This is a genomic window from Nocardioides sp. QY071 (genome assembly GCF_029961765.1).
Classification (GTDB): Bacteria; Actinomycetota; Actinomycetes; order Propionibacteriales; family Nocardioidaceae; genus Nocardioides.
The window spans coordinates 524048-549285 of sequence record NZ_CP124681.1 but is presented as its reverse complement, the minus strand read 5'-3'; the positions used below and the strand labels follow the sequence as shown (position 1 = coordinate 549285).

The window sequence follows — 25238 nt, the reverse complement described above, 5'->3', positions numbered from 1 at the left end:
GTCAGTCTCCTTCGGTCGCGAGCGCCCGGATCCGCAGGTCCAGCTCGCGCCGGCCCTCCCGCGACACGACGGCCTCGACCACCTCGATGCCGCCGTTGGGACTGGCCAGCGCCTGGTCCAGCTCGGGGCGCGAGGTGACCCGCAGGTGCGGGACCCGGGCAGCCGCGCAGAGCCCGGCGAGGTCGTGGCCGTGGGGGGTGCCGAAGAGCCGCTCGAAAGACGCAGCGTGCTCGGGGGCGCCCTGCTCGAGCATGGAGAAGATCGCGCCTCCGTCGTCGTTGGGTACGACGATCGTCAGGTCCGGGCGCGGCTCGTCGGGTCCCAGGACCAGCGCGGTCTGGTCGTGCAGGAAGGTCAGGTCGCCCATCAGGGCGAGGTTCCGGGTGCCGTCGGGGCGGCCCAGTGCGGCGCCGACGGCGGTGCTGATGGTGCCGTCGATGCCGGCGAGGCCGCGGTTCGCGATCACCTTGCGGTGGGTGCCGACCGCGGGCGGGCGGGCCATGATGTCGAGGTCGCGGATCGGGCTCGACGCCCCCACGACCAGCAGGCCGCCGGCGGGGAGGGCGGCGTGGGTGGCCGCCGCGACGTCGTACGGCGTCAGGGCGGGCTGCTCCGCGAGCAGCCGGTCGATGCGCCGGCCGAGCTCGCGGTCCGCCGTACGCCAGGCGTCGAGCCAGGCCGGGTCGTCGGGCTGGTCCGCGGTCCACACCGGTCCGTCGATCGTGCGGGACCCGTCGGGCCGAACCGGCCACACACCCGGCCCCGGCACCACGAGGACCTCGACGTCGGCGCGCTCGAGCAGCCGGGTCACCGGCCGGGACAGGGTCGGGCGCCCGAACACGACGACCCGCTCGATCCGCGCCCCCAGCGGTCCGGCGAGCAGCAGGCGGTAGGTGCGCAGCGCGTTCTCGCCGGTCCGCGAGCCGCTGGACGGCTCCGCGAACAGCGGCCAGCCGGCGGCCTCGGCCAGCTGCCGCGCCCGCTGGCTCGCGTCGTCCCCCGCCACCACGACGGTCCGCGGCCCCTCCGTGAGCGGGTCGTGACCGCGCCCCGTACGAATTGGTCGCGAATCCGGCTCGATCGCAGCCAATTCGCATGGGGCGCGGGACACATCAGGCACGAGCGGGGTGTCGAGCTGGAGGTTGAGGTGGACGACGGAGTCCCACGGGGCGGGGACGGCGGCGAGGTCGGCCACCGAGTCGATGTCGTACGTCGGCACGAAGCCGCCGAAGATGCCCACCTGGTCGGTGGTCTGGTTGGCGCCGGTGCCGCGCAGCCGGGCGGGGCGGTCGGCCGAGACGACGACCAGCCCGACGCCGGCGTGCACCGCCTCCAGGACGGCGGGGTGCAGGTTGGCGACGGCCGTGCCGGAGGTGGTGAGGACGGCGGCGCGGGCGCCGGACTTGGTCAGGCCGAGGGCGAGGAAGCCGGCGGTGCGCTCGTCGATGCGGGTGTGCAGCCGGAGCGCGCCGGCCTGCGCGGCGGCCCACAGCGCCATCGCCAAGGGCGCGTTGCGGGAGCCGGGGGCGACCACGACCTCGCTCACGCCGGCTCGCCGCAGCCGGTCGACGAGGGCGTCCGCGAGCGCGAACGAGCTGTCCGTCATGGACGCTGATCCTTCCGCACCGCCCGCACCTGCGTGAGCCGGGCCTCCCAGTGCGCCACCCGGTCCGGCGTGGCGGCGAGGGCGTCGAGGCGCGCCTCCTCCACGGCAGGTCGTACGACGGGCAGCGCACCGCCGACCGGCAGCAACGACTCGCCCACGACGTCGCCGGTGAGCAGCTGCACCGTGGCCAGCCCGCAGGCGTACGGCAGCTCGGGCAGGGCGGCCGCGAGCGCGACCCCCGCGGCGATGCCGACCGAGGTCTCCAGCGCGCTGGACACCACGACGGGCAGGCCGATCCGCTCGGCGATCTCGAGGCACGCGTGGACCCCGCCGAGCGGCTGCACCTTGAGCACCGCGATGTCGGCGGCGTCGAGCTCGCGGACCCGGTAGGGGTCCTCCGCACGGCGGATCGACTCGTCGGCCGCGACCGGCACCGAGACCCGGCGCCGCACGAGCGCGAGGTCCTCGACGGACGTGACCGGCTGTTCGACGTACTCCAGGCCGCCGGCGGCCCGGTCCAGCCGGCCGATCGCGGCGACCGCGTCGTCGACCGACCAGCCACCGTTGGCGTCGACCCGGATCCGGCCGCCCGGACCGAGGGTGTCGAGCGCGTCGCGCACCGCCTCCAGCCTGGCCTCCTCCTCGGCGAGGCCCTGCCCCGGCTCGGCGACCTTGACCTTGGCGGTCGCGCAGCCACCGGCGAGCACTATCTCGTGCGCTCGCTCGGGTCCGACAGCGGGCACGGTCACGTTGACCGGCACCCGGTCGCGCACCGGCGCGGGCCACGTCCCGGCGGCGGCCTCCTCCGCGCAGCGCAGCCACGGCTCGGCCACCTCGGGCGGGTACTCCAGGAACGGGCTCCACTCCCCCCACCCGGCAGGCCCGGGCAGCAGCACGGCCTCACGCACCGTGATGCCGCGGAAGCGGGTCCGCATCGGGATCGAGACGACCCTCATCGCACCTCCTGGTCTCGAGACGGTTGCTGCGCAACCTCCTCGACCTCCGGGTGGTGCAGCAGCGCCTGCCGGTCGGGCTTCCCGTTGGCCAGCAGCGGGATCGCGTCCAGCAGCACCAGCTGGCGCGGCGCCCAGGCCCGGGGGTGCGCGGCGCCCACCCAGTCCCGCAGCTCTTCCAGCCCGGCCGTCCCCACGACGAAGGCCACGACCCGGTTGCCCCACTCCGGATCAGGTACGCCGAGCACCTCGGCGGCATCCACACCCGCATGCCCGCGCAGCCGCTCGGCCACCGCCGGCCCCGGCACGTTGAGCCCGCCCGTCACGATCACGTCGTCGACCCGCCCGATCACGGCCAGCCGCCCGTCCTCGTCGAACCGGCCGGCGTCGGAGGTCAGGAACCAGCCGTCGACGAGCACCTCGGCACTCAGGTCCGGCCGGCCGTCGTACCCGGTGAACAGGGTCGGCCCGGCGATCCGGATCCGGCCACCCTCCCCCAGCGCGACGGCGACCCCGTCGAGCGGCATCCCGTCGTACACGCAGCCTCCGGCGGTCTCCGCCGATCCGTACGTCGCGACCACCCGGACCCCCAGCTCCGCGGCCCGGAGTCGCAGGGACGCACCGATCGGACCGCCACCGAGCAGCACCGTGTGCGCGCGGCGCAGCGCCTCCAGGTCGGGCTGCGACGACAGCATCCGCGTCAGCTGCGTCGGCACCAGCGAGACGAACCACCCGTCGCCGTCGGGCCAGCCGTCACCGTCCAGCACGGTCGGCGCGTGCCCGGCGACCAGCGAGCGGACCACGACCTGCACCCCGGCGACGTACGACGGCGGCAGCGCCAGCACCCACGGTCCGCTCGCCCCCAGCCGGGCCGCCGAGGCCCGCACCGACGCGAGCACCGCGGCCCGTGGGACCCGGACCCGCTTGGGCTGCCCGGTCGACCCGGACGTGGCGACGACCAGGTCGACGTCGTCGGGGCCGTCGAGCCAGGCGCGCGCCTGCGCCACCACGCTGTCGGGCGAGCCCTCGGGCGACCAGAAATCCACGCGACAGACGCTAGCGGGCCCGGCGAGAATGACTGCCGATGAGCACTCCTCTCCCGGGCGATCCACGCGGGTTCTTCGCCCGCCTGATGCCTCCTGCCGGCCTGCCGCGACGACTCGCCACGCAGGGCATGGTCTTCGCCGTCGGCGAGAGCGCCTTCATGACGGGCAGCGCGGTCTTCCTGACCAAGGTCGTGGGCATGTCCGCGGGCCGCGCCGGCCTGGCACTGACGATCATGGGCATCGCCCAGTTCGCGTTCTCCTATCCCGCGGGCCGGATCATCGACCGGGTCGGCCCCAAGCGGATCTGGGCGGCCCAGGCCGTGGCCCGCGCCCTGGTGTTCCTCGCGCTCCCGTTCATCGAGGGCTTCGGGCAGTACGTCGTCGCGGCCGCCCTGATGGGCGCCTTCACCGCCTTCGGACGGTCGAGCCACCAGGCCTACGTCTACGACGTGCTGCCGCCCGCGACGCGCGTGCAGACGCAGTCCTACATGTACTCCTGGCTCAACATCGGCCACACCCTGGGCGCCCTCGTGGGCGGTCTGGCGCTCGCCACCGGCAGCCTCGAGGTGATCCGGTGGACGCCCGTGGTCACGGCCGTGCTGATGGTGGCCAACGCCGTGGGCATCACCCGGCTGCCCGCCGCCCCGCACGACCTGCGCGTCTCGAGCGGCGAGGCCCGCGTCCGCCCGACCGGTCCCGGCCCGCTGCGCAACATCGGCTGGATGTTCACGACCTTCTTCCTCGGCGTGATGTGGACCAACCAGATCCTGCTCAACGTCGTGATCCCGCTGTGGCTGGTCGAGGCCACCGACGCGCCGCAGGTCCTGCTGGCCTGGCTGTTCGGCACCAACACGGTGCTGTGCATCTTCCTGCCGGCCTACACCTCGAAGGGGGTGCGCAACCTCGACGACGCCCTGCGCTACGTCTGGATCTCGTCCGCCTTCTTCGTGACCTCCTGCGTCATCACGATGATCACCCACTCGACGGTCGGCCTGATCACGGTGCTGCTCGTCTGGCTGGGTCACGTCACGGTCACCGGCGCCGAGCTCGCCATCTCCGGCGCCAGCTGGTCCTTCGAGGCCGAGCTGTCCGACCCGGACCGGCGCGGCGAGTACCAGGGCGTCCAGGAGGTCGCCGGCGCGCTGGGCTTCCAGTGGTCGCCGGCCGTCTACACCTTCCTCGCCCTGACCTGGGGCGCCGAGGGCTGGCTGGTGATCGCGGGCATCATCCTCGTCGCCACGATCGGGCTCGGTCCGTCCGTGCGGGCGGCACGGCGCTTCGCCGAGCGGAACTTCCGGCCCGTCGCCGCCGGGGAGAGCGCACCCACCGTCACGGCGTGAGCAGGGTCCGCACCCGTTCGAGGACACGACGGGCGGCGTCGTACTCCTCGTCGCCGAGCTCAGCGCGGAACCGGCGGTCGAGATCGGTGATGTGGTCGAAGCCGGCCTGGGCGACCTCCTTGCCGTACGCCGTGTAGGTCACCAGCTTCGCGCGCCCGTCGGAGGGGTCCGGCACCATCTCGAGGATCCCGAGCCGGACCAGGTCGCGGACCGCCTCGCCCATCGACTGCCGGGTGATCTCCGCACGGGCGGCCATGTCGGCGGCGCGGGCCCCCTCGGGCGGCAGGGTCGCGAACACCGCCGAGTGCGCGAGCGCGACCTCGGGGAAGCCGGCGCGGTGCGCGCTGGCGATCATGTCGGCCCGCAGCGCCCGGGCCGTCTTCTCCACGAGCGCGATCAACGGCTCGCGATCGGGGCGGTTCAGCTCTCTTGACATATCGACAGGCTACCTTCCATTATTGACAGGCAGCCTTACTTTATCAGGAGATGCCATGGACGTACGAACCCTTCGGCCCGCCGTCGCCCGGCTGTTCCGACCGCAGCTCCCCGGCAGCACCCGCACGGTCCGGGTGGCGGTCGAGCAGGAGCTGTTCGCCATGGGCCTCTTCAGCGGCGCAAGCGTCGCGCCCGAGCGGGTCCGCGAGGCGAGCGCCGGTCGCTGGTACGCACCCTGGCTGAGCTTCGAGCCCGGCGGCCAGGTCGAGATCAGCCTCCCGTCCGCACCGTCGCCCGATGCCGCGGCCCGCCACCTCGTCGAGGTCACCGCCGCCCTCGGCCGCGACCTGCAGCCGCACTCGGTGGTGCTCGACGCCCGCCCCGTCCGCCGCTGTGACCCGGCCACGCCGCGCCACCTGCGCACCCCGCGGTACGACGCCATGGAGCACCACCTCGACACGATCGGCCCCGCCGGCCGCCGGATGATGCGCTCCACCGCCTCCACTCAGGCCTGCCTCGACTGGTGGCCGGGCGCCGCCGGGATCGAACAGTGGCGGGTGCTGCTGCTGGCCGGCCCGTTCCTCGCCGCCGCGACCGCGCGCAGCACCGGACCCGACGGCCGGCTCACCACCTGGCTCGCGGTCGACCCCGCGCGGACCGCCTTCGACGACCGGCTGCTCCACGGCGACGACCCGGTCGCCGCCTACGCCTCCTTCGCCGCCGGCGCCACCGACTTCCTCGGAGCGAGCGCCGAGGCGCACCTCAGCACGCTGTTCCCGCCGGTCCGCCCGCGCGGGCGCTACCTCGAGGTCCGCTTCCCCGACGCCCGCCCTGCCCGCGAGGTCGGCGACCTGCTGCACGGCCTCGCCGCGCTCCTGTACGACGACGAGCGCCGGCGTGCGGCCCTCGCCTCCCTCTCGGGAGAGCGGGCCCGGCTGGCCGAGCACTGGGCAGACGCTGCGGCGGGCTGCTGCGACGCGGACCGCGGGCTCGCTCTCCTGACCGGCTCGCGCCGGAGGGTCGCGGCATGAGCGTCCTGGTCGTGGCCGACCCGTGGGCCGGGCTGGACCCGGCAGTCGACTCGACCGTCGGGCTGGTCGCCGCGGCCCAGGACCTCGGCGTCGCCGTCCGGGTCTGCACGCCCGAGGACCTCACGGTGGTCGCGGGGCGCCTGCTGGCACGAGCCACGCCGGTGACGCTCGGTCCGCGCGTCCGCGGCGACGACCACCGCTGGCTCGTCAGCACGCCGTGGTGCCACGTCGGGCTCCCGGAGACCGTCGACGTGGCCGCGACGGTGCAGCTCGTGCTGCTGCGGATCGACCCGCCGGTCGACGCGCGGTACCTGCACACGACGTACCTCCTCGACCTGGTCGAGGCCGCCGGCACCCGGGTGGTCAACCACCCCGCGGGCGTGCGCGCGCTGCACGAGAAGCTGGTCGCGCTGCGCTTCCCCGAGCTCTGTCCACCGACGCTGGTGACCCCCGATCCCGCGCAGGTGCGCCGATTCGTGGCCGAGCACGGCGCGGCCGTCGTGAAGCCGGTCGACGGGTTCGGCGGCCTCGACGTGTGGCTGCTGCACGACGACGCGGCCGCGCGAGCGCTGGCCGAGTCGGCGACCGCCGGCGGCCGGCGGCACGTGATCGCGCAGGCCCACCTCAGCGCCGTCGCCGACGGCAACAAGCGGCTGTTCCTCGTCGACGGCGAGATCGTCGGCGCCGTCCTGCGTCACCTCGAGCCCGGCGACTTCCGGATCGGGCCGCCCTCCGCCCCTGCGAGCGTCGACGCCGCCGACCGGCGCATCGTCGCCGCCGTCGCTCCCCTGCTCGCCCGCCACGGCATCGCGACCGCCGGCCTCGACGTCATCGACGGCCGCCTGATCGAGGTCAACGTGACCTGCCCCGGCGGCACGAGCAAGACCGACGCCCTGCTGGGCACCGACCTGGCCGGTGCGACCCTGCGCCGGCTCCTCCCGACCGTCCTCCCGACCGTCCTCCCGAGAGAAGAGGCCTTCGCATGAGCACCATCGTGATCACCTGCATCGCCCTGATGGGCATGCTGCTGTTCGTCCTCGGCGCCAACGTCACCCGGCACAGGGCGATCCGCGGCGGGGACGGACCGCAGATGCCCACCGACCCGGCCGACCGCCTGCTCATCGCGCAGCGCGCGCACGGCAACGCGGCCGAGTACGTCCCGACGCTCGTCGTCCTCCTCGTCGTCTGCTCCACGCTGACCGCCGGCTGGTGGCTCGACGTGCTCGCCGTGGTCGCCACCGCGGCCCGCTTCGGGCACGCCTTCGGCATGCTCAGGTCGAGGACGCTGGCCGCGCACGGCCCGGTCCGCGACTCCGGGGCGATGTTCACCTACCTGTCCGGCATCGCGCTCGGGGTGACGGCGCTCGTCGCGATGTGACCCGGATCCCCCGGAAGTCCTTCGACAGCCGGCCGGCGCCGGGCATAGGTTCTCCTCTCGATGCCCAACCTCCTCTCGGACCGGGTCACCCGCCTCGCCGGCCCCACTCCTCTCGTCCGCCGTCTGTCCGGCCAGTCCGTGCTCTCCGCCTTCGGCGACGGGGTGTTCCTCACCGGGAGCGCGGTGTTCTTCACCCAGATCGTCGGGCTGTCCGCGGCCCAGGTCGGCCTGGGCCTGTCCATCGCGGGCCTGGTGACCTTCCTGCTCGCCGTACCCCTGGGCAAGCTCTCCGACCGCTACGGCGCCAAGCGGGTCTGGGCGCTCGCCTCGCTGGTCGAGGCGCTGCTCTACCTGGCGTGGCTGGCCGTCGGTGGGCTGCTCACGTTCGTCGCGATGATGATCGTGCTGGAGAACGTCACGTCGGCGAGCCGGTCGGCGCGCAACGCCTACCGTTTCGACGTCTTCCCGCGCGAGGAGCGAGTGTCGTCCAACGCCTACTTCCGCGCCGCCCGCAACGTCGGCTACACCCTGGGCGCCCTGCTGGCCGGCATCGCGCTGGCCACCAACGACGACCACGTGATCCGCGCCGTACCGCTCGCGACGGCCACCCTGCTCGTCCTCAACGCCGCCCTCGTCTCCCGGCTGCCCTCGGTCGCGCACCACGCCGAGGAGGCGCCGCTCGAGGAGGCCCTGGAGGCGGTGACCGACGGACGGGACGGCGACCGGCGCAGTGCGCTGCGCAACAAGGGGTACGTCGCGATGGCGGTCTGCGGCGGCATCCTCGGCACCCACCAGGTGCTGCTCAACGTCGTCATCCCGCTGTGGCTCGTCGAGGAGACCGACGCGCCGCGGGTGCTGCTGGCCTGGCTGTTCGGCACCAACACGGTGATGGCGGTGCTGCTCCAGGTGGCGGCGGCCCGCGGCGTCACCACCGTCGGCGACTCGCTGCGCGCCCAGCGCCGGGGTGCGTTCTTCTTCGTCCTGTCCTGCGGGATCGTGCTGGTCACCCACGACACCGTCGGCTGGGTGACCATCGCGCTGGTCTGGATCGGGCACGTCACCGTCACCGGCGCCGAGCTGTTCCAGTCCGCCGGGGAGTGGGGCCTGCAGGCCGAGCTGTCCGACCCCGCGCGCCGCGGCGAGTACCAGGGCGTCTCCCAGCTCGGCTATACCCTCGGCACGGTCTGGGCGCCGGCGGCGTACACCTTCCTCGCCATGGAGTGGGGCACCCCGGGATGGTTCGTGATCGCCGGGATCGTCCTCGTCGCGGCCGTCCTCATCCACCCGGCAGCACGCGCCGCCGAGCGCCACCTGACCCGGCTGGACGACGCCGCGGCCGCGCCTGCTTGAATCGACGGCTATGGCCACTGCAGCGCACTGGATCGCGGGCGCCCGCGTCCGCACCCTCCCGGCGGCGGTCGCGCCGGTCGTCGTCGGCACCGCCGTCGCCGTGTACGACGACCGCGGGGTCTGGTGGAAGGCGCTGCTCGCCGCCGTGGTGAGCCTGGCCCTCCAGGTCGGCGTCAACTACGCCAACGACTACTCCGACGGCATCCGTGGCACCGACGACGAGCGGGTCGGCCCGCTGCGCCTGGTCGGCTCCGGGCTCGCCAGCCCCGGCGCGGTGAAGCGCGCCGCCTTCGGCTCCTTCGGCGTCGCCGGCGTCGCCGGCCTGGTCCTGGCGGCGACCACCTCGTGGTGGCTGGTCCTCGTCGGGGCGCTCTGCGTGCTCGCCGCCTGGTACTACACCGGTGGCAAGAAGCCCTACGGCTACCTCGGGCTCGGGGAGGTCATGGTGTTCGTGTTCTTCGGCCTGGTCGCCGTCGTCGGCACCACCTGGGTGCAGACCGAGCGCTGGGGCGCCAGCGGCTGGGCCGCCCTCGCCGCCGGCACCGGTGTCGGCGCGCTGGCCTGCGCGATCCTGGTCGCCAACAACCTGCGCGACATCCCCACCGACAGGGTCGCCGGCAAGATGACACTGGCCGTGCGGCTCGGCGACCGTCGTACCCGGGGCTTCTACGCCGTCCTCGTCGGCCTGTCCGCCGCCGCCGTCGTCGTGCTCGCGGCCCTCACCACCTGGTGGGCACTGCTCGGCCTGGGCTTCCTGCTGCCCGCCGTGGCGGCGGCACGGATCGTCCTCGGCGGCGCCCAGGGCCCGGCGCTGATCCCGGTGCTGCAGAAGACCGGGGTGGCCGAGCTGGTCTGGGCCGTGCTGGCCGGCGTCGGCCTGGTCGTGGGCTGAGGCTTCGCCTCAGTCCTCCGTGTCCTCCTTGGACCGCATCTCCTCGTACTTCTCGGTGATCCGGCCCGCGCGGTTCTCGACCTTCACCGCGAACGCCGAGCGCTGCCGCTCGAGCAGGACGTACGACGCGACGCCGCTGACCAGGAAGGCGATCACGATGACCCACAGCACGTTGACGGTGTCGGCGACGAGCAGCCACACGCCGCCCACCACGCAGAACGCGCCGATGAACAGGCCCGCGCGCAGGGCCGTGTAGATCCAGAACTCCTTCACCTGTCCAGCCTAGGCCGGAGAAGCGCGGAGAAGGTCATCGGGAGGGGGAACGATCTCACCGCCCAGGTCCTACTCTGGAGACGTGAAGCTGTTGCTCGTCGTCCTCGTCTTCGCGGCCGTGACCTACCTCGCGGTCCGCTGGCTGCAGGAGCACGGCGACGGCGACCAGCCGGCGCGTCGTCGGACGCCGAAGCCGCACCCGCCCACCCGTCCGGTCGCCCCTGACGACGACGAGGGCTTCCTGCGCGACCTCGAGTGGCGTCGCCGCCAGCGGGAGCGACACCGCGACACACCGCAGCCGCCGGACTCCCCCGACGCCTGAGCCGGCCGGCCTCCGGTTCAACTACCGAATTCGTCCCCGGAACGGCAGTTCGGCGACAAGTCCGGTAGTTGCGTCGACAACACGCTCGGCCGCGTAGGAGTGCTGGCTCGTGGTCGAGAAGTAGTTGATCCCGATGAAGTTGAACCACAGCGTCGCGACGCCGAGCAGCGCGAGCAGGGCGGCCTTGCGGCCCTTCCAGCCGGCGGTGGCACGGGCGTGGAGGTAGCCGGCGTACACGACCCAGGTGATGAACGCCCACACCTCCTTGGGGTCCCAGTTCCAGTAGCGCGACCAGGCCTCGTGCGCCCAGATCGGGCCGGTGATCAGGACCGCGAAGGTCCACACCGGGAACGCGAAGGCGTGCACCCGGTAGGCGAGGCGGTCGAGGGCGTCGAGCTGGGGGACCCGCCCGATCCACCGGCTCAGCGGCCGCTCGGTCGCGGCGGCGCGGCGCTCGGCGCGCATCCGGACGAGGTACATGGCCGACGCGATGCCGCCGAGGGTGAAGGCGCCGGTCGCGGTGATCGCGGACACCACGTGGATCACGAGCCACGGCGAGTTCAGCGCCTCGGTGAGCGGCGCGACGGCGTCGTAGAGCCAGATCACGGCCAGCATGAGGGTGGCGACGACGAAGCCGACGACGAGCGGGCCCATCCAGCCGAGGGCGAACTTCTTGTAGAGCACGACGTACAGCAGCGCCACGACGAACGTGCCGGAGAGCGTGAACTCGTACATGTTGCCCCAGGGCACCCGGTTCGGGTCCGCGGCCATGCCGCGGCCGGCCAGGGCCACGAAGTGGGCGGCACAGGCGATCGAGGTGAGCAGGATGCCGAGCCGGCCGAGGAACGCTGTCCGCGCGCCCTCGGGCTCGGGCTCCGCCGCCGTCGGCGCGTCCGCCGCGGCGCCGGCGCCCACCAGCTCACGGTCGGCCGCCGGCTGACGCAGCGAGGCCCATTCGGCCAGATAGACCACCAGGGCCAGGAAGTAGACGACGCCGGCCGTCGCGACGGCCTGGTTGCTCAGCGTCTCCCACGCGGTGTTGCTCATGACTGCCTCACGTTCTCGGGTTCGTCCCGCAGCTTGTCGAGTACGGCGGCGAGGACCTCGTCCATCTCACCATTTCCGGATCTGTCGAGGACCGCCACCTCGACCCGGGTGCCGCTGCCGTCCCCGTCAGCACCGGCGGGCACCGCCCGCACCCACACCCGGCGCGGCCGGATGAAGAGCGAGCAGCACAGGCCGATGAGGGCGAGGATCACGCCGGTCAGCGCGATCCCCTTGCCGGGCGTCTGGCTGATCTGCACCCGGATCCACGGGTCCACCCGGTCGAAGGTCACCGAGCCGAGCCCGTCGGGCAGCTCGACGGAGTCACCGGGCTGCAGGTCGACGCGCAGCGGCTTGCCGTCGGCCTTCTTCAGCTGGGTCGCCTTGGCCTTGTCGAGGACGTAGACCGACTGCGAGCGACCGTCGTCGAGCCCGAGGTCGCCGGTGTAGGCGAGCATCGACAGCGTCGGGTTGAGGTCGTCGCCGAAGACGGTGACGGGGTTGCCGTCCTTCATCTCGAAGCTGGGGAAGAACAGGCCGTCGAGCCCGATCTGGCCCGGCTTCGCGGTCGGGCACTTCACGACGCCGTACGACAAGAAGCTGGCGTCGCGTGGCAGGAAGACCGTCGGCCCGGTGCACACGACCTGGCCGGTGCCGTCGCGGACCGTGATGACCGGGGCGTAGCCGTGCCCGATCAGGAAGACGTCGGTGCCGTCGATCTCGAGCGGGTGGTTGACCTTGAGGTCGTACTTCTCCGGCTCGCCGTCGCCGACGCGGTAGGTCAGCCCGGCCTGGAACTTGCGGGCCTGGCCGAAGCGCGGGCCCTCCTTGAGCCAGTCGACGGAGAACTTGTCGACGCTGAACCGGAAGTTCTCCATCTGGCTCTGCCGGAACAGGCCACCGGGCTTGAAGTCGTCGTACTGCGTGAGGTTGTTGCTGAAGGTGGTGCCCTGCACCAGGATCACCCCGCCCTGGTAGCCCCACAGGCCACCCATCGCGACGCCGGCGAGCACGATCAGCAGGGACAGGTGGAAGACCAGGTTGCCGGCCTCGCGGACGTAGCCCCGCTCGGCGGCCACGAAGTCGTCGCCCTCGCCGGCCTTGCGGATCCGGTGGCGTCGGCCGAGCACCCGGCGGGCCCGGGCCAGCACCTCGTCGGGCTCCTGCTCGGTGTCGTACGACGCCTGGACCGGCATGCGGGTCAGGTGGCGCGGTGCCGCGGGCGGCTGGGCGCGCAGGGCCCGGTAGTAGACGAACAGGCGCGGGATGATGCAGCCCACCAGGGACAGCACGAGCAGCAGGTAGACCGCCGAGAACCACGGCGAGCTGTAGACCGAGAACAGGTCGAGCTTCTCGTAGACCGGCGTCAGCTTCGGGTGCTCGTCCTTCCAGCGGGTCACGGCGAGCGAGTCGACGTCGGCCTGCGGGATCACCGAGCCGGGGATGGCGGCCAGCGCGAGCAGCAGGAGCAGCATCAGCGCAGTGCGCATCGAGGTGATCTGGCGCCACGTCCACCGGCCGAGCTCGCGCGCGGTCAGCTCTCCGGACCGGCGCTCGGTAGGGCGCTCGTCGGGGCCGCTCATACGAGCGTCTCCCCGAAGTCGACGGTGCGCAGCTGCGCCCACTGGACGATGTGGTCCCACCAGCCGGTGACCATCAGCAGGCCGATCGCGACCAGGAACAGCCCGCCGATCCGCATCACGGTGGCCTGGTGGCGGCGTACCCACTTCAGCGCGCCGACGGTGCGGTTGTAGGCCAGCGCCACGATCACGAACGGGATGCCGAGGCCGAGCGCGTAGCAGAGCGCGAGCAGCGCACCGCGGGCTGCGGTGCCGCCGTCGGCGTAGGTGAGGTTGAGGATGACGCCGAAGGTCGGGCCGACGCAGGGCGTCCACCCGATCGCGAACAGCGCACCGATGAGCGGGGCGGCACCGAGGCCGACGCCCGGCAGCTTGTGGATGCGCACGTCGCGCTGCAGCCACGGGACGAACCCGGCGAACACCAGCCCGAGCACGATGAGGATCCCGCCGAGCACGAGGGTGATGGTGTCCTGCCAGCGCTGCAGCTGGGAGGCGAGGCCGCCGAACGCCGTACCGGCGAACACGAAGACGACCGCGAAGCCGAGCACGAAGAGCACCGAGCCGAGCAGCATCCGGCCTCGGCGGTGGCTCGCCTCACCGGCGGCCAGGTCGGCGCCGGAGAGCCCGGTCGCATAGGACAGGTAGCCCGGCAGCAGGGGCAGCACGCACGGGGAGAAGAAGGAGACCAGCCCGGCGACCATCGCGACGGGGACGGCGATCCCGAGCCCGCCGGCGAGCGCCTGCTCGCGGAACCAGTCACCCATCGGACTCCGCCAGGGTGTCCTCGACGACGGTGGTCAACGTGGTCTTCGACGGGACCGGCCCGTTGATCAGCGCCGCGACCCGGCCCTCACGGTCGAGGACCAGGGTGGCCGGGGGCGCGTACGGCGCGTACTTGCCCATGTCGAGCAGCGTCTCGCTGCCCGGGTCGTAGAGCGACGGGTAGTCGACGCCGCGGTCCCTCTCGAACGCCGCCGCGGTCTCCGGCGCGAGGTCACGGATGTTGATGCCGACGAAGGCGACCTGGTCGGGCTGGTCCTTGGCCAGCTCGTCCTCGGCCTCGACCAGCATCGGCATCTCGCTGCGGCACGGCCCGCACCCGGACCACCAGACGTTGAGCACGACGACCTTGCCGCGCAGGTCGGCGATGTCGAGCGGCTGGCCCTGGATCGTCGTACCGCTGATGCCGAGGGGCTGCTGCCGGTCGGCGGCCTTGACCAGGACGAGCTGCTGGTCGCCGTTGATGTAGTTCTGGTCGCCGGTGCCGCCGATCCGGGAGCACCCGGACGCGAGGAGGACCAGCCCGATCAGGGCGACGACACGACGTCTCATGCCGAAGGGGTCCCCTCCGGCCGGTTCTCCTCCGGTGCGTCACCGGCGGAGAACGGCGCGGCGATGTCGCCGGTCGGGATCAGGTCGATGGCGGGCTCGGCGTACGAGATCTCGACCAGCTCCTCGCCGGCGAACCCGAACGAGGTGATCGAGCACAGCGTGCACTGGCGCTTGCGCGGGTCGTGGAGGAAGGAGCGCTTCTCCGCGGCCAGGCGGGTGGTCCAGATCGGCAGCTGGTGGGAGACCAGGACGGCCTCGTGACCGGCGGCGTCGCGACGCGCGTCGTGGACGGCCGCCATCATCCGCTCGACGATCGCCCGGTAGGGCTCGCCCCACGACGGTTTGAACGGGTTGTAGAGGTGGCGCCACAGCAGCGGGTTGCGCAGCGCGTTGTTGCCCTTGCCGAAGGTCAGGCCCTCGAACCGGTTGGCGGACTCGATCACCCGCGCCTCGCGACCGACCTCGAGCCCGAGCGCGGACGCCAGGGGCGCGGCGGTCTCCTGGGCGCGCTCCAGCGGCGAGGAGCGGATCACCGTGATGTCGTTGCCCTTGAGCGCCTCGGCGACCCGGTCGGCCATCGCGCGCCCGCGGTCGGAGAGGTGGAAGCCGTCGCGGCGGCCGTAGAGCACGCCCTCGGGGTTGTGGACCTCGCCGTGACGGACCAGGTGGACGATCGTGTCGGGGGTGCTCACAGCGCGGCTCCGAAGGCGGTGGCGGCGGCGCGGGCAGCCACCGGAAGGGCGTCGAGGACCTGCTGGACGGCCCGGTCGTCGTGGGACGAGGACACGAACCACGCCTCGAAGGCCGACGGCGGCAGGTGCACGCCCTGGTCGAGCATCGAGTGGAAGAGCGCGGCGTACGCCGGCACGCTGGTGCCCTGCGCCTGCGCGAAGTTCGTCACCGGGGCCTCGGTGAGGAACACCGAGAACATCGAGCCGGTCGACTGGATGACGTGCGGCAACCCGGCAGCGGTGAACGACTCCGCGACCCCGGCGCGCAGCGCGTCGGCGACGACGTCGAGCCGGGCGTAGACCTCGTCGGTCGCGGCGGTGAGGGTGGCGAGGCCGGCGGCGGTCGCGACCGGGTTCCCGGCCAGGGTGCCGGCCTGGTAGACGGGGCCCTCGGGAGCGAGGTGGGCCATCACGTCGGCGCGGCCGCCGAACGCGGCGGCCGGGAAGCCGCCGCCCATCACCTTGCCGAAGGTCATCAGGTCGGGGGCCCAGCCCTCGACGGCGCCGTCGGTTCCCCACTGGCCGGCCTCCGAGACCCGGAAGCCGGTCATCACCTCGTCACTGATGAACAGCGCGCCGTGAGCCTTGCAGGTCTCGGCGAGGAACCGGTTGAACCCCGGCGCGGGAGGTACGACGCCCATGTTGCCCGGCGCGGCCTCGGTGATCAGGCAGGCGATCCGGTCGCCGTGCTCGGCGAACACCGCGGCGACCGCCTCGCGGTCGTTGTAGGGCAGCACCAGGGTCAGCTCGGTGGAGCTGGCCGGCACGCCCGGGGTGCCGGGGATGGAGAAGGTGGTCAGGCCCGAGCCCGCCGCGGCGAGCAGCGAGTCGACGTGGCCGTGGTAGCAGCCGGCGAACTTCACGACCACGTCGCGGCCGGTGAAGCCGCGGGCGAGCCGGATCGCCGACATGGTCGCCTCGGTGCCGGAGGTGACCAGGCGCAGCCGCTCGACCGGGGTGCGCGCGACGATCGCCTCCACGAGCGCCACCTCGCCCTCCGTGGGCGTGCCGTACGACGTCCCGCGGCCCACCGCCGCCTGGACGGCGTCGAGCACGGCGGGGTGCCCGTGGCCCAGGAGCATCGGCCCCCAGGAGCAGATCAGGTCGACGTACTCGTTGCCGTCGACGTCGGTCAGCCACGGCCCGGAGGCCGAGCGGATGAACCGCGGCGTACCGCCGACGGCGTTGAACGCACGGACCGGGGAGTTGACGCCGCCGGGGGTCACCTCACGGGCCCGGGCGAAGAGGGCCTCGGAGGTCGAGGTCAGGGGTGCGGACACCGCGCCATTGTCGCCGATGGGTCCCAATGGCCCTCATCCCGGCCACCTGTTTTGTGCACCGCGCCCATAGCACGGGCGCGACGTTGTGTGCGGGATCATGTGACACCCGTAACGCGGGTGTGTCACGATTCGTTGACTCGGTGCACAGGTGGGCACTGAGGGAGAGCCCGCGAGAACGGGGCCACTCGTGGCCAGGGGAGAGAGTTACACATGTCGAGGAAGCGTCTGGGGCGACTGCAACGCGTCGCGACCATCATCCCGCTCGCCTTGCTGTCCGCAGCGTGGACCGCTTCGGTCGCCGGCATCGGCGGCATCGGCTCGCCGGTCCAGGCCGCCGAGACGCCCGGTCAGGTGACCGACGGCACCAGCGTCCCGGAGGAGTCCATCGAGGACCCCGCGAGCCTCTCCGACCCGGCCTCGATCGAGGGACTCGAGGACGGCAACGAGGCGGGCATCGTCTCCGCCGCCTCCACCAACGCGATCCCGGCCGCCGCCCTGGCCGCCTACCAGCGCGCCGAGACGGTCATCAACTCCGCCGACGAGTCCTGCAACATCACCTGGCAGCTCATCGCCGCGATCGGCCGCGTGGAGTCCAACCACGGTCGCCACGGCGGCAACGTCCTCGACAACGACGGCGTGGCCACCCCCGGCATCTACGGCCCGGCGCTCGACGGCCAGGCCAACACCAAGGCCATCTCCGACACCGACGCGGGCGTCTACGACAACGACACCCAGTGGGACCGCGCGGTCGGCCCGATGCAGTTCATCCCCTCGACCTGGCAGGTCGTCGGCGTGGACGCCGACGACGACGCCGCCCGCAACCCGCAGGACATCGACGACGCGGCGCTGGCCGCCGCCGTCTACCTCTGCTCCGGCGACGGCGACCTCTCCACGGTCGTCGGCCAGCGGGCCGCGGTCTACCGCTACAACCACAGCCAGGCCTACGTCGACCTGGTCCTCAAGATCATGAACGCCTACCTCGAGGGCGACTTCACCTCGGTGCCGAACAACTCGACCGCCGCGGGCTACGTCGTCCCCGAGCCGCCGAGCTTCGACGTCAGCGGCCCCGGCAAGTTCAAGAGCAACAAGGGCGGCAAGGGCACCACCACCGGCACCCCGTCCGCCGACCCGACCCTCCCGGCACCGCCCGCGGACGCCGGCAACGGCGGCAACAACGGCGGCGGCACCGGCGGCGGTGGCACCGGTGGCGGCGGCACCGGCGGCGGCGGCACCGCGCCGAGCCTCCCGGAGCTGCCCGGCCCGCTCAACGACGTCGACACGGGCGCCGGCGCGGTCACCTCGAACCTGATCAGCGGCGTCCTGGGCCTGCTGACCAGCCAGCAGGCGGCGAGCGCCTGCCAGGCCGAGTACCCGAAGCTGACCCAGTCGGTGCAGCTGCTGAACTGCCTGCTCAGCTACGGCCTCAAGCCGTAGCCCACGCACGACCCGCGAGAGCCCCGGAACTGCCCCCCTGGTCCGGGGCTCTCGTGTTTCTCCTGCCGTGGGCCCACCCAGCGACTACCGTTTCCCGCGGCCTCCACCGAGGCCCGGAGGAGGAGACGTGGCACTCACGGGCGAGGACACCGCGCTGGCAGGCGTGCGGGTCGTGGACCTCACCGCCCACGCCGACGAGCGGGGACAGTTCGTGGAGGTGTTCCGCGACGAGTGGCCGCTCGACGTGCGCCCGGTGCAGTGGAACGCCGTCCGCTCCCGGGCCGGGGTGCTGCGCGGGGTCCACGTGCACGTCACCCACCACGACTACCTCACCGTCCTCGCCGGCACCCTGGTCCTCGGCCTGCACGACCTGCGTCCCGACAGCCCGACGACCGGACGCTCCGCCGTGCTGACGATCGACGCCGACGCGCCCACGGCCGTCGCGATCCCGCCCGGCGTGTGCCACGGCTTCTGGTTCCCGGTGCCGAGCGTCCACCTGTACGGCGTCGACAGCTACTGGGACGTCGCCGACGAGCTCGGCTGCCGCTACGACGACCCCGCGCTCGGCCTCGACTGGCGGCTGGACCCCGACCCGCTGCTCTCCGAGCGGGACCGGGGCGCCCCGGACTTCGCGACCATGCGCGCGGCGTACCTCTCCGGGGTCGAGGCGTGAGATTCCCTAGGTCAACCTCAGGCGGCTTGAAGTTGCATGGCGCCTCCGTGGAGTTCGGGGTTGTAGGCGGTGTGGTCTTGCCAGCAGCGCCAGATCACGCGGACCCATGCGCGGGCCAGGATGCGCACGGCGTGGGGGTGGCGTTTGCCGCGGGCGATGGCGTCGGCGTAGATCTTCGCGGCCCATGGGCTCGCGTTGCGGGAGTCGTCGGCGAAGTCGATGAGTGCGTTGCGGAGCTTCTTGTCCGCGGCCCAGCGGAACCCGACGGTGTGGAGCTTGCCGCTGGCCTTGGTGACGGGCGCGACGCCGGCCAGGGCGGCGAGGGATTCCTCGTCGGGGAACCGGGCGCGGACGTCGCCGATCTCGGACAGCAGCAGGGCTGCGCGGACGCCGTGTCCGGCTTTGGGCAGGGACGTGAAGATGTGCGCGTCGGCGTGGGCGTCGAGGCGTTCGATGATCTCGGCCTCGAGTTCGCGTTCCTCGTGGCGGGTGGTCTCGATGGTGCGCAGCAGGGCCAGCACGCACACGGCTCGTCCTTCGGCTTCGGTCGCGGACAGGCCTGCGGATGGGGCGTCGGCGATGCGGGCGTAGAGCTCGTCAACGGGCTTGCGGCCGCAATAGGCGATGCGGCGCAGGAACGCAGCGAACCGGGCCGGAGTGAGCCGGCTGGCCGCATGCTGGGTGGGGTAGCGACGCAGGAAGGCGATGGTGACGTCGCTGTCGAGTCGCGAGAACAGTCCGATCGCTGCGGGGAAGCAGCGTTCCAGCTGGGCATGGAGCTGGTTGACCAGTCCGACGCGGGACTCGACCAGCTGCTTGCGGGTGCGCGAGAGGGATCGCAGTACCTGGGTGGCTTCACTGTCTTGGGTCAGCGGGGTGAGGCGGTGGCCGTCGGTGCGCAGCACGTCTGCCAGCAGGTAGGCATCACCGGCGTCGGACTTGGCGCCGGAGCCGGTGTAGCGGCTGCGCAGGCCTTTGACCTGGCGTGGGGTGATGACCACGACGCGCAGCCCTGCGTCGAGGAACGCCTCGACCAAGGGCCCGTCGCAGCGTTCGATGGCGACTCCTTCGACATCGAGCTTGCTCAGGCGCTTGACCAGCCCGGTGAAGGTCTTGTTGGTGTTGGGGATCTCGAAACGCACCTTGATGGCGCCTTGATCGTCGACCACGCAGACTGCGTGGGTCTTGGTGGCCCAGTCGATGCCAGCGAACAGCCGGCCTTGATGTGTGGACATTCGTCCGGTCCTTCCGGTGATGATGGATGTGGCACCGTCGGTGTCGAGAAGCCGTGCCGGATGCTCATTGCGTGGCGGTCCAACCCGCATATCCCTAGCGCCGGTTGTGGCTTCCCGGCCCGGCGGCTGCCGCAGATCTCACGCTGGTCCTCGAGGGACAAGCGCGCTGGGCGGTCAGCCACCGGCCGGCGGTTCGTCAGGAAGCCTCATCCCGCACCATCCATCACCGCTACCGAAGGGATGGTGCACCAATGAGCGCACCCGTCGTCGGCCTCGTCGGCTTCGGCCGCTGGGGACGGCTCATCTTCCGGGACCTGCGCGCCCTGGGCGCCGAGGTGCACGTCGCGGTGCCGTCGGAGGCCTCGCGGCAGGCCGCACTCGGGGGCGGCGCCGCCTCCGTGGTGGCGTCGGCCGCGGACCTGCCCGATGCCGACGGCTACGTCATCGCGCCGGTCACGGTGCGGCATGCCGAGTGCGTGCGGGCACTGCTCCCCCGCGAGCGGCCGATGTTCGTCGAGAAGCCGCTGACCGCCGACGCGGAGAGTGCCGCCGAGCTGGTCGCAGCCGCCGGCGAGCGGATCTTCGTGATGGACAAGTGGCGCTACCACCCCGGGATCCTCGAGCTCGCCCGGCTCGCCCGCAGCGGCGCCTTCGGCCCGCTGCGCAGCATCACCAGCCACCGGCTGGGCTGGGGCAACCCGCACCGCGACGTCGACGCCGTGTGGATCCTGCTCCCCCACGACCTGTCGATCGCGGTCGAGATCCTCGGCCGGGTCCCGCAGCCGCGGTTCGCGGCTGCGGCGGACGCCTCGGGCAGCGGGCTGCTCGCCGTCCTGCGCGACGACGACGGACCGCTGGTCACCTGCGAGGTGTCGGCCGACCACCCGGTCAACCGTCGTACCGTCGTCGTGGTCGGCGAGCACGGCTCCGGCCAGCTGGCCGACTCCTGGGACGACCGGATCGTGCTGGCCGGGACCGTCGACGGGGTCGAGATCACGCCCGAGACCCGCGAGCGGCCGGTGGGCGCCGAGCTCCCCCTGGCGGCCGAGCTGCGGGCCTTCCTGGACCACCTGGCCGGCGGCCCGCCGCCCCGGTCCGACGCGAGCGACGCCCTCGCGGTGGTCCGGGCCATCGCGACCCTGCGGACCATGGCCGGGCTGCCCGGCGCGAGCGGTTGACCGGGTTCACCGTCCTGCTCCCGGTGCACCGCCCACCGGTGATGCTGGGGACGGCGATCGAGTCGGTGCTGGCGCAGAGCGTCACCGACCTCGACCTGGTCGTGATCTGCGACGGCGCGCCGCCGGAGACCGCCGCCTTCGCGCAGGAGTACGCCGAGCGCGACCCGCGGGTCCGCGTCCTCGACCTGCCGAAGGGCGAGCGGCACGGAGAGGCGCACCGTCACCGGGTGCTGGAGGAGGTCGACGAGGCGACGCGCCCGCTGGTGGCCCAGATCGCCGACGACGACCTCTGGTTCCCCGGACACCTCGCCGAGCTGCGGCAGCTGCTCGCCGACGCCGACTTCGGCAACCTGCTCCAGGTCCGACTGACGCCCGAGGGCGAGATCGCGGTGCACCTCGGCGACCTGGCCGACCCGGCGACGCGGGAGCGGATGCGCACCGAGAGGTTCAACCTCTTCGGGCCGAGCGTCGCGGGCTACCGGCTCGCGGCGTACCGCCGGCTGGTCCACGGCTGGCAGCCCGCCCCCGCCGACGTGTGGAGCGACCTGCACATGTGGCGCGCCTTCCTCGACACCCCGGGCCTGCAGCTGGCGACCCGGTACGCGGTCGAGGGCGTCAGCCTGCCCGACGCGGAGCGCACCGACGTCGACCTGGCCGACCGAGCGGCCGAGAACCGGCGGATCGCCGCCGCGCTGCTCGGCTCGGACACTGCCCAGCGCGACTTCCGCGCCCGCGCCTTCGCCGAGCTGGGGGCCAGCCTGAGCGTCACGACGACGTACGCCCGGGAGGTCGCGACGGCCCACCAGGGCGCCATCACCCAGATCTCCGACCTGTGGACCCACCTCGAGGGGACCCGCGGGGCGTTCGACGCCGCCTCCGCCGCGCTCGAGAGGAAGCGGAAGGCCAACCGGCGGCTCCGGGCCCGCAACCGGGCCCTGGCCGAGGAGCTGGCCGCGCTGAAGGTCAGCTCAGCAGGCCGGCGGCCTCGGTGGCCCAGTAGGTGAGGATGATGTCCGCACCGGCGCGCCGGATCGAGGTGAGCGTCTCGAGGATCGCCGCCTCGCGGTCGATCCAGCCGTGGGCCGCGGCCGCCTCGAGCATGGAGTACTCCCCCGAGATGTTGTACGCCGCCGTCGGCACGCCGAGCTCGCTCGCGGCGTCGGCCACGCGGCGCAGCACGTCGAGGTAGGCCAGGGCCGGCTTCACCATGACGACGTCGGCCCCCTCCTCGATGTCGAGGAGCGCCTCGCGCACGCCCTCGTTGGCGTTGCGACGACCGTCCTGCTGGTAGGTGCGGCGATCGCCCTGCAGGGAGCTGTCGACCGCCTCGCGGAAGGGTCCGAAGAAGGCGGAGGCGTACTTCGCGGAGTAGGCGAGGATCCCGGTGTCGGTGAACCCGGCGGCGTCGAGGGCGTCGCGGACCACCGCGACCTGGCCGTCCATCATGCCGCTGGGGCCGACCATGCCGGCGCCGGCCTCGGCCTGGACGACCGCCATGTCGGCGTACCGCACCAGGGTGGCGTCATTGTCGACCCGGCCGGCCGCGTCGAGGACCCCGCAGTGGCCGTGGTCGGTGAACTCGTCGAGGCACAGGTCGCCCATCACGACCAGCGCGTCGCCCACCTCGCTGGCGACGTCGGCGATCGCGACGTTGAGGATCCCCTCGGGGTCGGTGGCGCCGGAGCCGGTGGCGTCCTTGACCTGCGGTACGCCGAACAGCATGATCCCGCGCAGCCCCGCCTGCGCCGCCTCGGCCGCCGCCTTGCGCAGCGAGTCGCGGGTGTGCTGGACGACACCGGGCATCGAGCTGATCGGCGTCGGCTCGCTCGCGCCCTCGCGCACGAACGCCGGCAGCACCAGCTGCTCGGGCCGCAGCGTGGTCTCGGCGACGAGGTCGCGCATCGCCGCCGAGGTCCGCAGGCGACGGGGACGGACGACGGGGCGCAGGATCTCGTTCACACCTCCGAGTCTAGGAGCGGGCTAGATGAGTAACTCCAAGGGATCGTGCACGCGAGCGGCGCTCGACGCGTGCGCTGGCAAAGGCCACTTCGTTCAGACCTAGGTTGCGGCCATGCTGGGCGCACGTCGAGCGTCTGCAACGCCGCCAGCGTGCGTGGTGAGCGTCGCGGAGCGTGCGACCCCTTGGAGTTACTCATCTAGGGAAGCCAGCGCGCCAGCCACTGGGTGGCCCCGGGGATCGGCTCCTGCGGGCCGCTCGCCGTACCGACAGGGGTGTCCCACAACACGTAGCCCGCCGGCGTCGGACCGCCGAGGGAGTAGGAGGACACCGCCTCGCTGACCCGGAGGAACCGGCCGCTGTCGAGCTCGTAGACGTAGGTCCCGGCCGCATCGCGCTTGTAGGACGTCACCTGGACCAGGTCGCCGTTCACCCCGCCGCCGATGTCGTCGTCCTGGAGGGTGGTGATCGTCCGGCCGTCGAGGTCGAGCACCTGGACCCGGTCGTCGCGGCCGTCGTCGTAGGTGCCGCAGTACTGGCTGAGCACGATCCGGTCGCCGCTCGCGCCGAAGCCGAGCAGGTTGCACCGCTTGCCGGAGTGGGGGTCGAAGTCGTGCTCAGCGCCGGTGGCGAGGTCGCGGACGTGGATGCGCCGGTTGATGCCGTTGGTGGCCGCGGTCCAGATCATCGCGTCGTCGGTGAAGGCGAGGTCGCCGGCCCGCAGGTGCTCGTCGCGGACGTCGGCCGGGTCGGTCAACGAGACCGACCACACGTCGTAGGTCTCCCCCTCGGCGCCGGCGTCCTCCGCCTCGCCGTCGGGGCCCGTGGGCCAGCCGCCGGGAGGCGGCGACCCGGCGGTGGCCGGCACCCCGAGGTACAGCCGGCCGTCGGGGCCGAGGTCGGCCTGGAAGACGTCCGCCTTGCGCGGCAGTCCGGGCCACTGCACCGACGACCACGCACGCGAGGTGCGGTCGTAGGTCCACGCCCGGACGCCGTTGCCGCTCCCGGTGCGGAAGGTGAGCAGCACGATCCGGTCGGCTCCGAGCTCGAGCGGGAACACCTGCTGGTGCTCTGGGAAGTCCGGCAGCCAGTCCTTCGCGCCGGTGGCGGGATCGAGGAGCGCGTAGCGGACCGCGTTGTCGGGCCCGTGGGGGCCGTCGCGGAACAGGAGCCTCCCGTCCTCGGTGACGCCGTCGTAGTACTGCCCGTTGGCGGCGTCGAGGTCCTCGTTGGTGTAGGACGCCAGCACCTCGTAGTCGGTGCCCTCCTTCGCCGGCCGCGCATCGGAGAGCCGGACCACCGGCCCGTCGGGGCGCGGCACCAGGCTCGCCTCCGGCGCGTCCCGGCCGTCGGTCCCCTGGCCCACCAGGGCGCCGGCGGCGACGGCACCGGCCACCGCCACGGCGAGCCCGCCCGCGAACCGGGCCTGGCGTCGTCGTACCTGTCGGCGGCCGCCGTCGAGGACCGCGGCCAGGTCGATGTCGTCACCCGGCGGGGTCGCCGCCGCGTCGTGCAGCAGTGCGCGAACGTCGTTCACCATGTTCCAGCTCCCAGGGTCAGCTCGCCGAGCGACGAGTCCTCGAACACGGAGCGGAGCCGGTCCAGCGCACGCGCGGTCTGGCTCTTCACGGTGCCCTCGCTGCAGCCCAGCGCCTTCGCGGTGTCGGCGACGCTGAGGTCGTCGAAGTACCGCAGCACCACGCAGGCCCGCTGCCGCGGCGGCAGCCCGGCCAGCACCTGCAGCAGGGTCTCCCGGGCGCTGACCAGCTCGGCGACGTCGACGCCGTCGGGCCGCTGGTGGTCGGGCTCGACCACCAGCTCCGTGCTCGACCGGCGCCGGGCGTGGTCGAGCACCACGCTGACCAGCGCCCTGCGGGCATAGGCGTACTCGCGCCCGGCCCGGGTCAGCCGCGGCCACGCGACGTACACCCGGATCAGCGTGTCCTGGACGTGGTCCGCCGCCCGGTCCCAGTCGCCGCACAGCAGGTACGCCGTACGGCGCAGCCGGTCGCGCGCCCCCTGGGCGAAGGCGACGAACTCGTCCTCGTCACGCATCGGTCATCCGCTCCATGACGCACCCAACGTGGTGACCACCCACCCAGGTTGCACCGACCCGGCACAAAGTAGCTCCGGAATTGCGCCGACCCGGCAGAAAGTGGCCTGCGTAC

26 protein-coding genes are annotated in these 25238 nt (G+C 72.9%); 11 read left to right on the top strand and 15 right to left on the bottom strand.

Annotated elements, in window-relative coordinates; genetic code table 11:
* Position 1 precedes the first annotated feature (1 nt).
* From menD to QI633_RS02605, 3 genes are read right to left on the bottom strand one after another with little or no spacing between them, the layout of a single operon-like run.
* Positions 2-1606, bottom strand: coding sequence for a 2-succinyl-5-enolpyruvyl-6-hydroxy-3-cyclohexene-1-carboxylic-acid synthase (gene menD / locus QI633_RS02615; protein WP_282427994.1), 1605 nt, complete (start codon positions 1604-1606; stop codon positions 2-4).
* Complete coding sequence (locus QI633_RS02610) at positions 1603-2562, bottom strand: o-succinylbenzoate synthase (RefSeq protein WP_141800519.1); 960 nt, start codon at positions 2560-2562, stop codon at positions 1603-1605. Before QI633_RS02610 ends, menD begins: the two co-directional genes overlap by 4 nt.
* On the bottom strand, positions 2559-3605 hold the full coding sequence (locus QI633_RS02605; RefSeq protein ID WP_260806535.1) for an AMP-binding protein: 1047 nt from the start codon (positions 3603-3605) through the stop codon (positions 2559-2561). Before QI633_RS02605 ends, QI633_RS02610 begins: the two co-directional genes overlap by 4 nt.
* A gap of 38 nt (positions 3606-3643) precedes the next feature.
* Between QI633_RS02605 and QI633_RS02600 the strand changes: the two genes are divergently transcribed.
* Complete coding sequence (locus QI633_RS02600; RefSeq protein ID WP_282427993.1) at positions 3644-4945, top strand: MFS transporter; 1302 nt, start codon at positions 3644-3646, stop codon at positions 4943-4945.
* Here the strand turns inward: QI633_RS02600 and QI633_RS02595 are convergent.
* Complete coding sequence (locus tag QI633_RS02595; protein ID WP_141800521.1) at positions 4935-5381, bottom strand: MarR family winged helix-turn-helix transcriptional regulator; 447 nt, start codon at positions 5379-5381, stop codon at positions 4935-4937. The two genes, QI633_RS02600 and QI633_RS02595, sit on opposite strands and share 11 nt — an antisense overlap.
* A 55-nt stretch (positions 5382-5436) precedes the next feature.
* Here QI633_RS02595 and QI633_RS02590 point away from each other — a divergent pair, with 55 nt between their 5' ends.
* The 5 genes from QI633_RS02590 to QI633_RS02570 are packed head-to-tail and all read left to right on the top strand — an operon-like array spanning position 5437 to position 10031.
* Positions 5437-6411 (top strand): glutamate-cysteine ligase family protein, encoded by a 975-nt coding sequence (locus QI633_RS02590; RefSeq protein ID WP_282427992.1) that lies wholly within the window; start codon positions 5437-5439, stop codon positions 6409-6411.
* The gene (locus tag QI633_RS02585) at positions 6408-7397 is read left to right on the top strand and encodes a hypothetical protein (protein ID WP_282427991.1); all 990 of its coding nucleotides are present in this window, start codon (positions 6408-6410) and stop codon (positions 7395-7397) included. The genes QI633_RS02590 and QI633_RS02585 overlap by 4 nt, the downstream gene beginning before the upstream one ends.
* The gene (locus tag QI633_RS02580; protein ID WP_282427990.1) at positions 7394-7789 is read left to right on the top strand and encodes an MAPEG family protein; all 396 of its coding nucleotides are present in this window, start codon (positions 7394-7396) and stop codon (positions 7787-7789) included. Before QI633_RS02585 ends, QI633_RS02580 begins: the two co-directional genes overlap by 4 nt.
* A 60-nt stretch (positions 7790-7849) precedes the next feature.
* Positions 7850-9139 carry an MFS transporter gene (locus QI633_RS02575; RefSeq protein ID WP_282427989.1) on the top strand — a complete coding sequence of 430 codons (1290 nt, stop codon included), beginning with the start codon at positions 7850-7852 and terminating at the stop codon, positions 9137-9139.
* 10 nt (positions 9140-9149) lie between these two features.
* Positions 9150-10031 carry a 1,4-dihydroxy-2-naphthoate polyprenyltransferase gene (locus QI633_RS02570; protein WP_141800526.1) on the top strand — a complete coding sequence of 294 codons (882 nt, stop codon included), beginning with the start codon at positions 9150-9152 and terminating at the stop codon, positions 10029-10031.
* Positions 10032-10040: 9 nt separating this feature from the next.
* Here the strand turns inward: QI633_RS02570 and QI633_RS02565 are convergent, their stop codons facing one another.
* Complete coding sequence (locus QI633_RS02565) at positions 10041-10304, bottom strand: DUF4229 domain-containing protein (RefSeq protein WP_141800527.1); 264 nt, start codon at positions 10302-10304, stop codon at positions 10041-10043.
* Positions 10305-10386: 82 nt separating this feature from the next.
* On the opposite strand from QI633_RS02565, the gene QI633_RS02560 reads away from it, so the two are divergent.
* Positions 10387-10626 carry a hypothetical protein gene (locus QI633_RS02560; RefSeq protein ID WP_141800528.1) on the top strand — a complete coding sequence of 80 codons (240 nt, stop codon included), beginning with the start codon at positions 10387-10389 and terminating at the stop codon, positions 10624-10626.
* 21 nt (positions 10627-10647) lie between these two features.
* On the opposite strand, the gene ccsB is transcribed toward QI633_RS02560, so the two are convergent.
* Genes ccsB through hemL form a run of 6 tightly spaced genes read right to left on the bottom strand, consistent with a single transcriptional unit; the run spans position 10648 to position 16593 of the window.
* Positions 10648-11673: a c-type cytochrome biogenesis protein CcsB gene (gene ccsB, locus QI633_RS02555; RefSeq protein ID WP_282427988.1), complete on the bottom strand. Its 1026-nt coding sequence runs from the start codon at positions 11671-11673 to the stop codon at positions 10648-10650.
* Positions 11670-13253, bottom strand: coding sequence for a cytochrome c biogenesis protein ResB (locus QI633_RS02550; protein ID WP_282427987.1), 1584 nt, complete (start codon positions 13251-13253; stop codon positions 11670-11672). Before QI633_RS02550 ends, ccsB begins: the two co-directional genes overlap by 4 nt.
* A complete protein-coding gene (locus QI633_RS02545; RefSeq protein WP_141800531.1) occupies positions 13250-14014 on the bottom strand; it encodes a cytochrome c biogenesis protein CcdA in 765 nt (254 codons plus the stop codon). Before QI633_RS02545 ends, QI633_RS02550 begins: the two co-directional genes overlap by 4 nt.
* A complete protein-coding gene (locus QI633_RS02540) occupies positions 14007-14582 on the bottom strand; it encodes a TlpA disulfide reductase family protein (RefSeq protein WP_282427986.1) in 576 nt (191 codons plus the stop codon). The genes QI633_RS02545 and QI633_RS02540 overlap by 8 nt, the downstream gene beginning before the upstream one ends.
* A complete protein-coding gene (locus tag QI633_RS02535) occupies positions 14579-15274 on the bottom strand; it encodes a histidine phosphatase family protein (protein WP_141800533.1) in 696 nt (231 codons plus the stop codon). Before QI633_RS02535 ends, QI633_RS02540 begins: the two co-directional genes overlap by 4 nt.
* Complete coding sequence (gene hemL / locus QI633_RS02530) at positions 15271-16593, bottom strand: glutamate-1-semialdehyde 2,1-aminomutase (RefSeq protein WP_282427985.1); 1323 nt, start codon at positions 16591-16593, stop codon at positions 15271-15273. Before hemL ends, QI633_RS02535 begins: the two co-directional genes overlap by 4 nt.
* A 210-nt stretch (positions 16594-16803) precedes the next feature.
* Here hemL and QI633_RS02525 point away from each other — a divergent pair, with 210 nt between their 5' ends.
* Both QI633_RS02525 and rfbC read left to right on the top strand, forming a co-directional pair.
* Positions 16804-18027, top strand: a complete 1224-nt coding sequence (locus QI633_RS02525; protein WP_282427984.1) for a lytic transglycosylase domain-containing protein — start codon at positions 16804-16806, stop codon at positions 18025-18027.
* Between the two features lie 127 nt (positions 18028-18154).
* Positions 18155-18700 carry a dTDP-4-dehydrorhamnose 3,5-epimerase gene (gene rfbC / locus QI633_RS02520; protein ID WP_160158362.1) on the top strand — a complete coding sequence of 182 codons (546 nt, stop codon included), beginning with the start codon at positions 18155-18157 and terminating at the stop codon, positions 18698-18700.
* 17 nt (positions 18701-18717) lie between these two features.
* On the opposite strand, the gene QI633_RS02515 is transcribed toward rfbC, so the two are convergent.
* A complete protein-coding gene (locus QI633_RS02515) occupies positions 18718-19935 on the bottom strand; it encodes an IS110 family transposase (RefSeq protein WP_282426105.1) in 1218 nt (405 codons plus the stop codon).
* A 251-nt stretch (positions 19936-20186) separates the two neighbouring features.
* Between QI633_RS02515 and QI633_RS02510 the strand changes: the two genes are divergently transcribed.
* Together QI633_RS02510 and QI633_RS02505 are read left to right on the top strand one after the other, a co-directional pair.
* Positions 20187-21113, top strand: a complete 927-nt coding sequence (locus QI633_RS02510; RefSeq protein WP_160158363.1) for a Gfo/Idh/MocA family oxidoreductase — start codon at positions 20187-20189, stop codon at positions 21111-21113.
* Positions 21110-22117 carry a glycosyltransferase family 2 protein gene (locus QI633_RS02505; protein ID WP_141800538.1) on the top strand — a complete coding sequence of 336 codons (1008 nt, stop codon included), beginning with the start codon at positions 21110-21112 and terminating at the stop codon, positions 22115-22117. Before QI633_RS02510 ends, QI633_RS02505 begins: the two co-directional genes overlap by 4 nt.
* Here QI633_RS02505 and hemB read toward each other — a convergent pair.
* From hemB to QI633_RS02490, 3 genes are all read right to left on the bottom strand, one after another.
* On the bottom strand, positions 22077-23015 hold the full coding sequence (gene hemB, locus QI633_RS02500) for a porphobilinogen synthase (protein WP_260806606.1): 939 nt from the start codon (positions 23013-23015) through the stop codon (positions 22077-22079). The genes QI633_RS02505 and hemB overlap by 41 nt on opposite strands.
* Positions 23016-23269: 254 nt before the next feature.
* Positions 23270-24610: a hypothetical protein gene (locus QI633_RS02495; protein WP_282427983.1), complete on the bottom strand. Its 1341-nt coding sequence runs from the start codon at positions 24608-24610 to the stop codon at positions 23270-23272.
* The gene (locus QI633_RS02490; RefSeq protein ID WP_141800540.1) at positions 24604-25125 is read right to left on the bottom strand and encodes a SigE family RNA polymerase sigma factor; all 522 of its coding nucleotides are present in this window, start codon (positions 25123-25125) and stop codon (positions 24604-24606) included. Before QI633_RS02490 ends, QI633_RS02495 begins: the two co-directional genes overlap by 7 nt.
* Between the last annotated feature and the right edge of the window lie 113 nt (positions 25126-25238).

Bases quoted from the DNA above. Each gene is read 5' to 3' on its own strand.
- menD (WP_282427994.1), bottom strand. From the start codon at position 1,606: ATGACGGACAGCTCGTTCGCGCTCGCGGACGCCCTCGTCGACCGGCTG.
- QI633_RS02610 (WP_141800519.1), bottom strand. From the start codon at position 2,562: ATGAGGGTCGTCTCGATCCCGATGCGGACCCGCTTCCGCGGCATCACG.
- QI633_RS02600 (WP_282427993.1), top strand. From the start codon at position 3,644: ATGAGCACTCCTCTCCCGGGCGATCCACGCGGGTTCTTCGCCCGCCTG.
- QI633_RS02595 (WP_141800521.1), bottom strand. From the start codon at position 5,381: ATGTCAAGAGAGCTGAACCGCCCCGATCGCGAGCCGTTGATCGCGCTC.
- QI633_RS02590 (WP_282427992.1), top strand. From the start codon at position 5,437: ATGGACGTACGAACCCTTCGGCCCGCCGTCGCCCGGCTGTTCCGACCG.
- QI633_RS02585 (WP_282427991.1), top strand. From the start codon at position 6,408: ATGAGCGTCCTGGTCGTGGCCGACCCGTGGGCCGGGCTGGACCCGGCA.
- QI633_RS02580 (WP_282427990.1), top strand. From the start codon at position 7,394: ATGAGCACCATCGTGATCACCTGCATCGCCCTGATGGGCATGCTGCTG.
- QI633_RS02575 (WP_282427989.1), top strand. From the start codon at position 7,850: ATGCCCAACCTCCTCTCGGACCGGGTCACCCGCCTCGCCGGCCCCACT.
- QI633_RS02570 (WP_141800526.1), top strand. From the start codon at position 9,150: ATGGCCACTGCAGCGCACTGGATCGCGGGCGCCCGCGTCCGCACCCTC.
- ccsB (WP_282427988.1), bottom strand. From the start codon at position 11,673: ATGAGCAACACCGCGTGGGAGACGCTGAGCAACCAGGCCGTCGCGACG.
- QI633_RS02550 (WP_282427987.1), bottom strand. From the start codon at position 13,253: ATGAGCGGCCCCGACGAGCGCCCTACCGAGCGCCGGTCCGGAGAGCTG.
- QI633_RS02545 (WP_141800531.1), bottom strand. From the start codon at position 14,014: ATGGGTGACTGGTTCCGCGAGCAGGCGCTCGCCGGCGGGCTCGGGATC.
- QI633_RS02540 (WP_282427986.1), bottom strand. From the start codon at position 14,582: ATGAGACGTCGTGTCGTCGCCCTGATCGGGCTGGTCCTCCTCGCGTCC.
- QI633_RS02525 (WP_282427984.1), top strand. From the start codon at position 16,804: ATGTCGAGGAAGCGTCTGGGGCGACTGCAACGCGTCGCGACCATCATC.
- QI633_RS02515 (WP_282426105.1), bottom strand. From the start codon at position 19,935: ATGTCCACACATCAAGGCCGGCTGTTCGCTGGCATCGACTGGGCCACC.
- QI633_RS02510 (WP_160158363.1), top strand. From the start codon at position 20,187: ATGAGCGCACCCGTCGTCGGCCTCGTCGGCTTCGGCCGCTGGGGACGG.
- hemB (WP_260806606.1), bottom strand. From the start codon at position 23,015: ATGCGCGACCTCGTCGCCGAGACCACGCTGCGGCCCGAGCAGCTGGTG.
- QI633_RS02495 (WP_282427983.1), bottom strand. From the start codon at position 24,610: ATGGTGAACGACGTTCGCGCACTGCTGCACGACGCGGCGGCGACCCCG.
- QI633_RS02490 (WP_141800540.1), bottom strand. From the start codon at position 25,125: ATGCGTGACGAGGACGAGTTCGTCGCCTTCGCCCAGGGGGCGCGCGAC.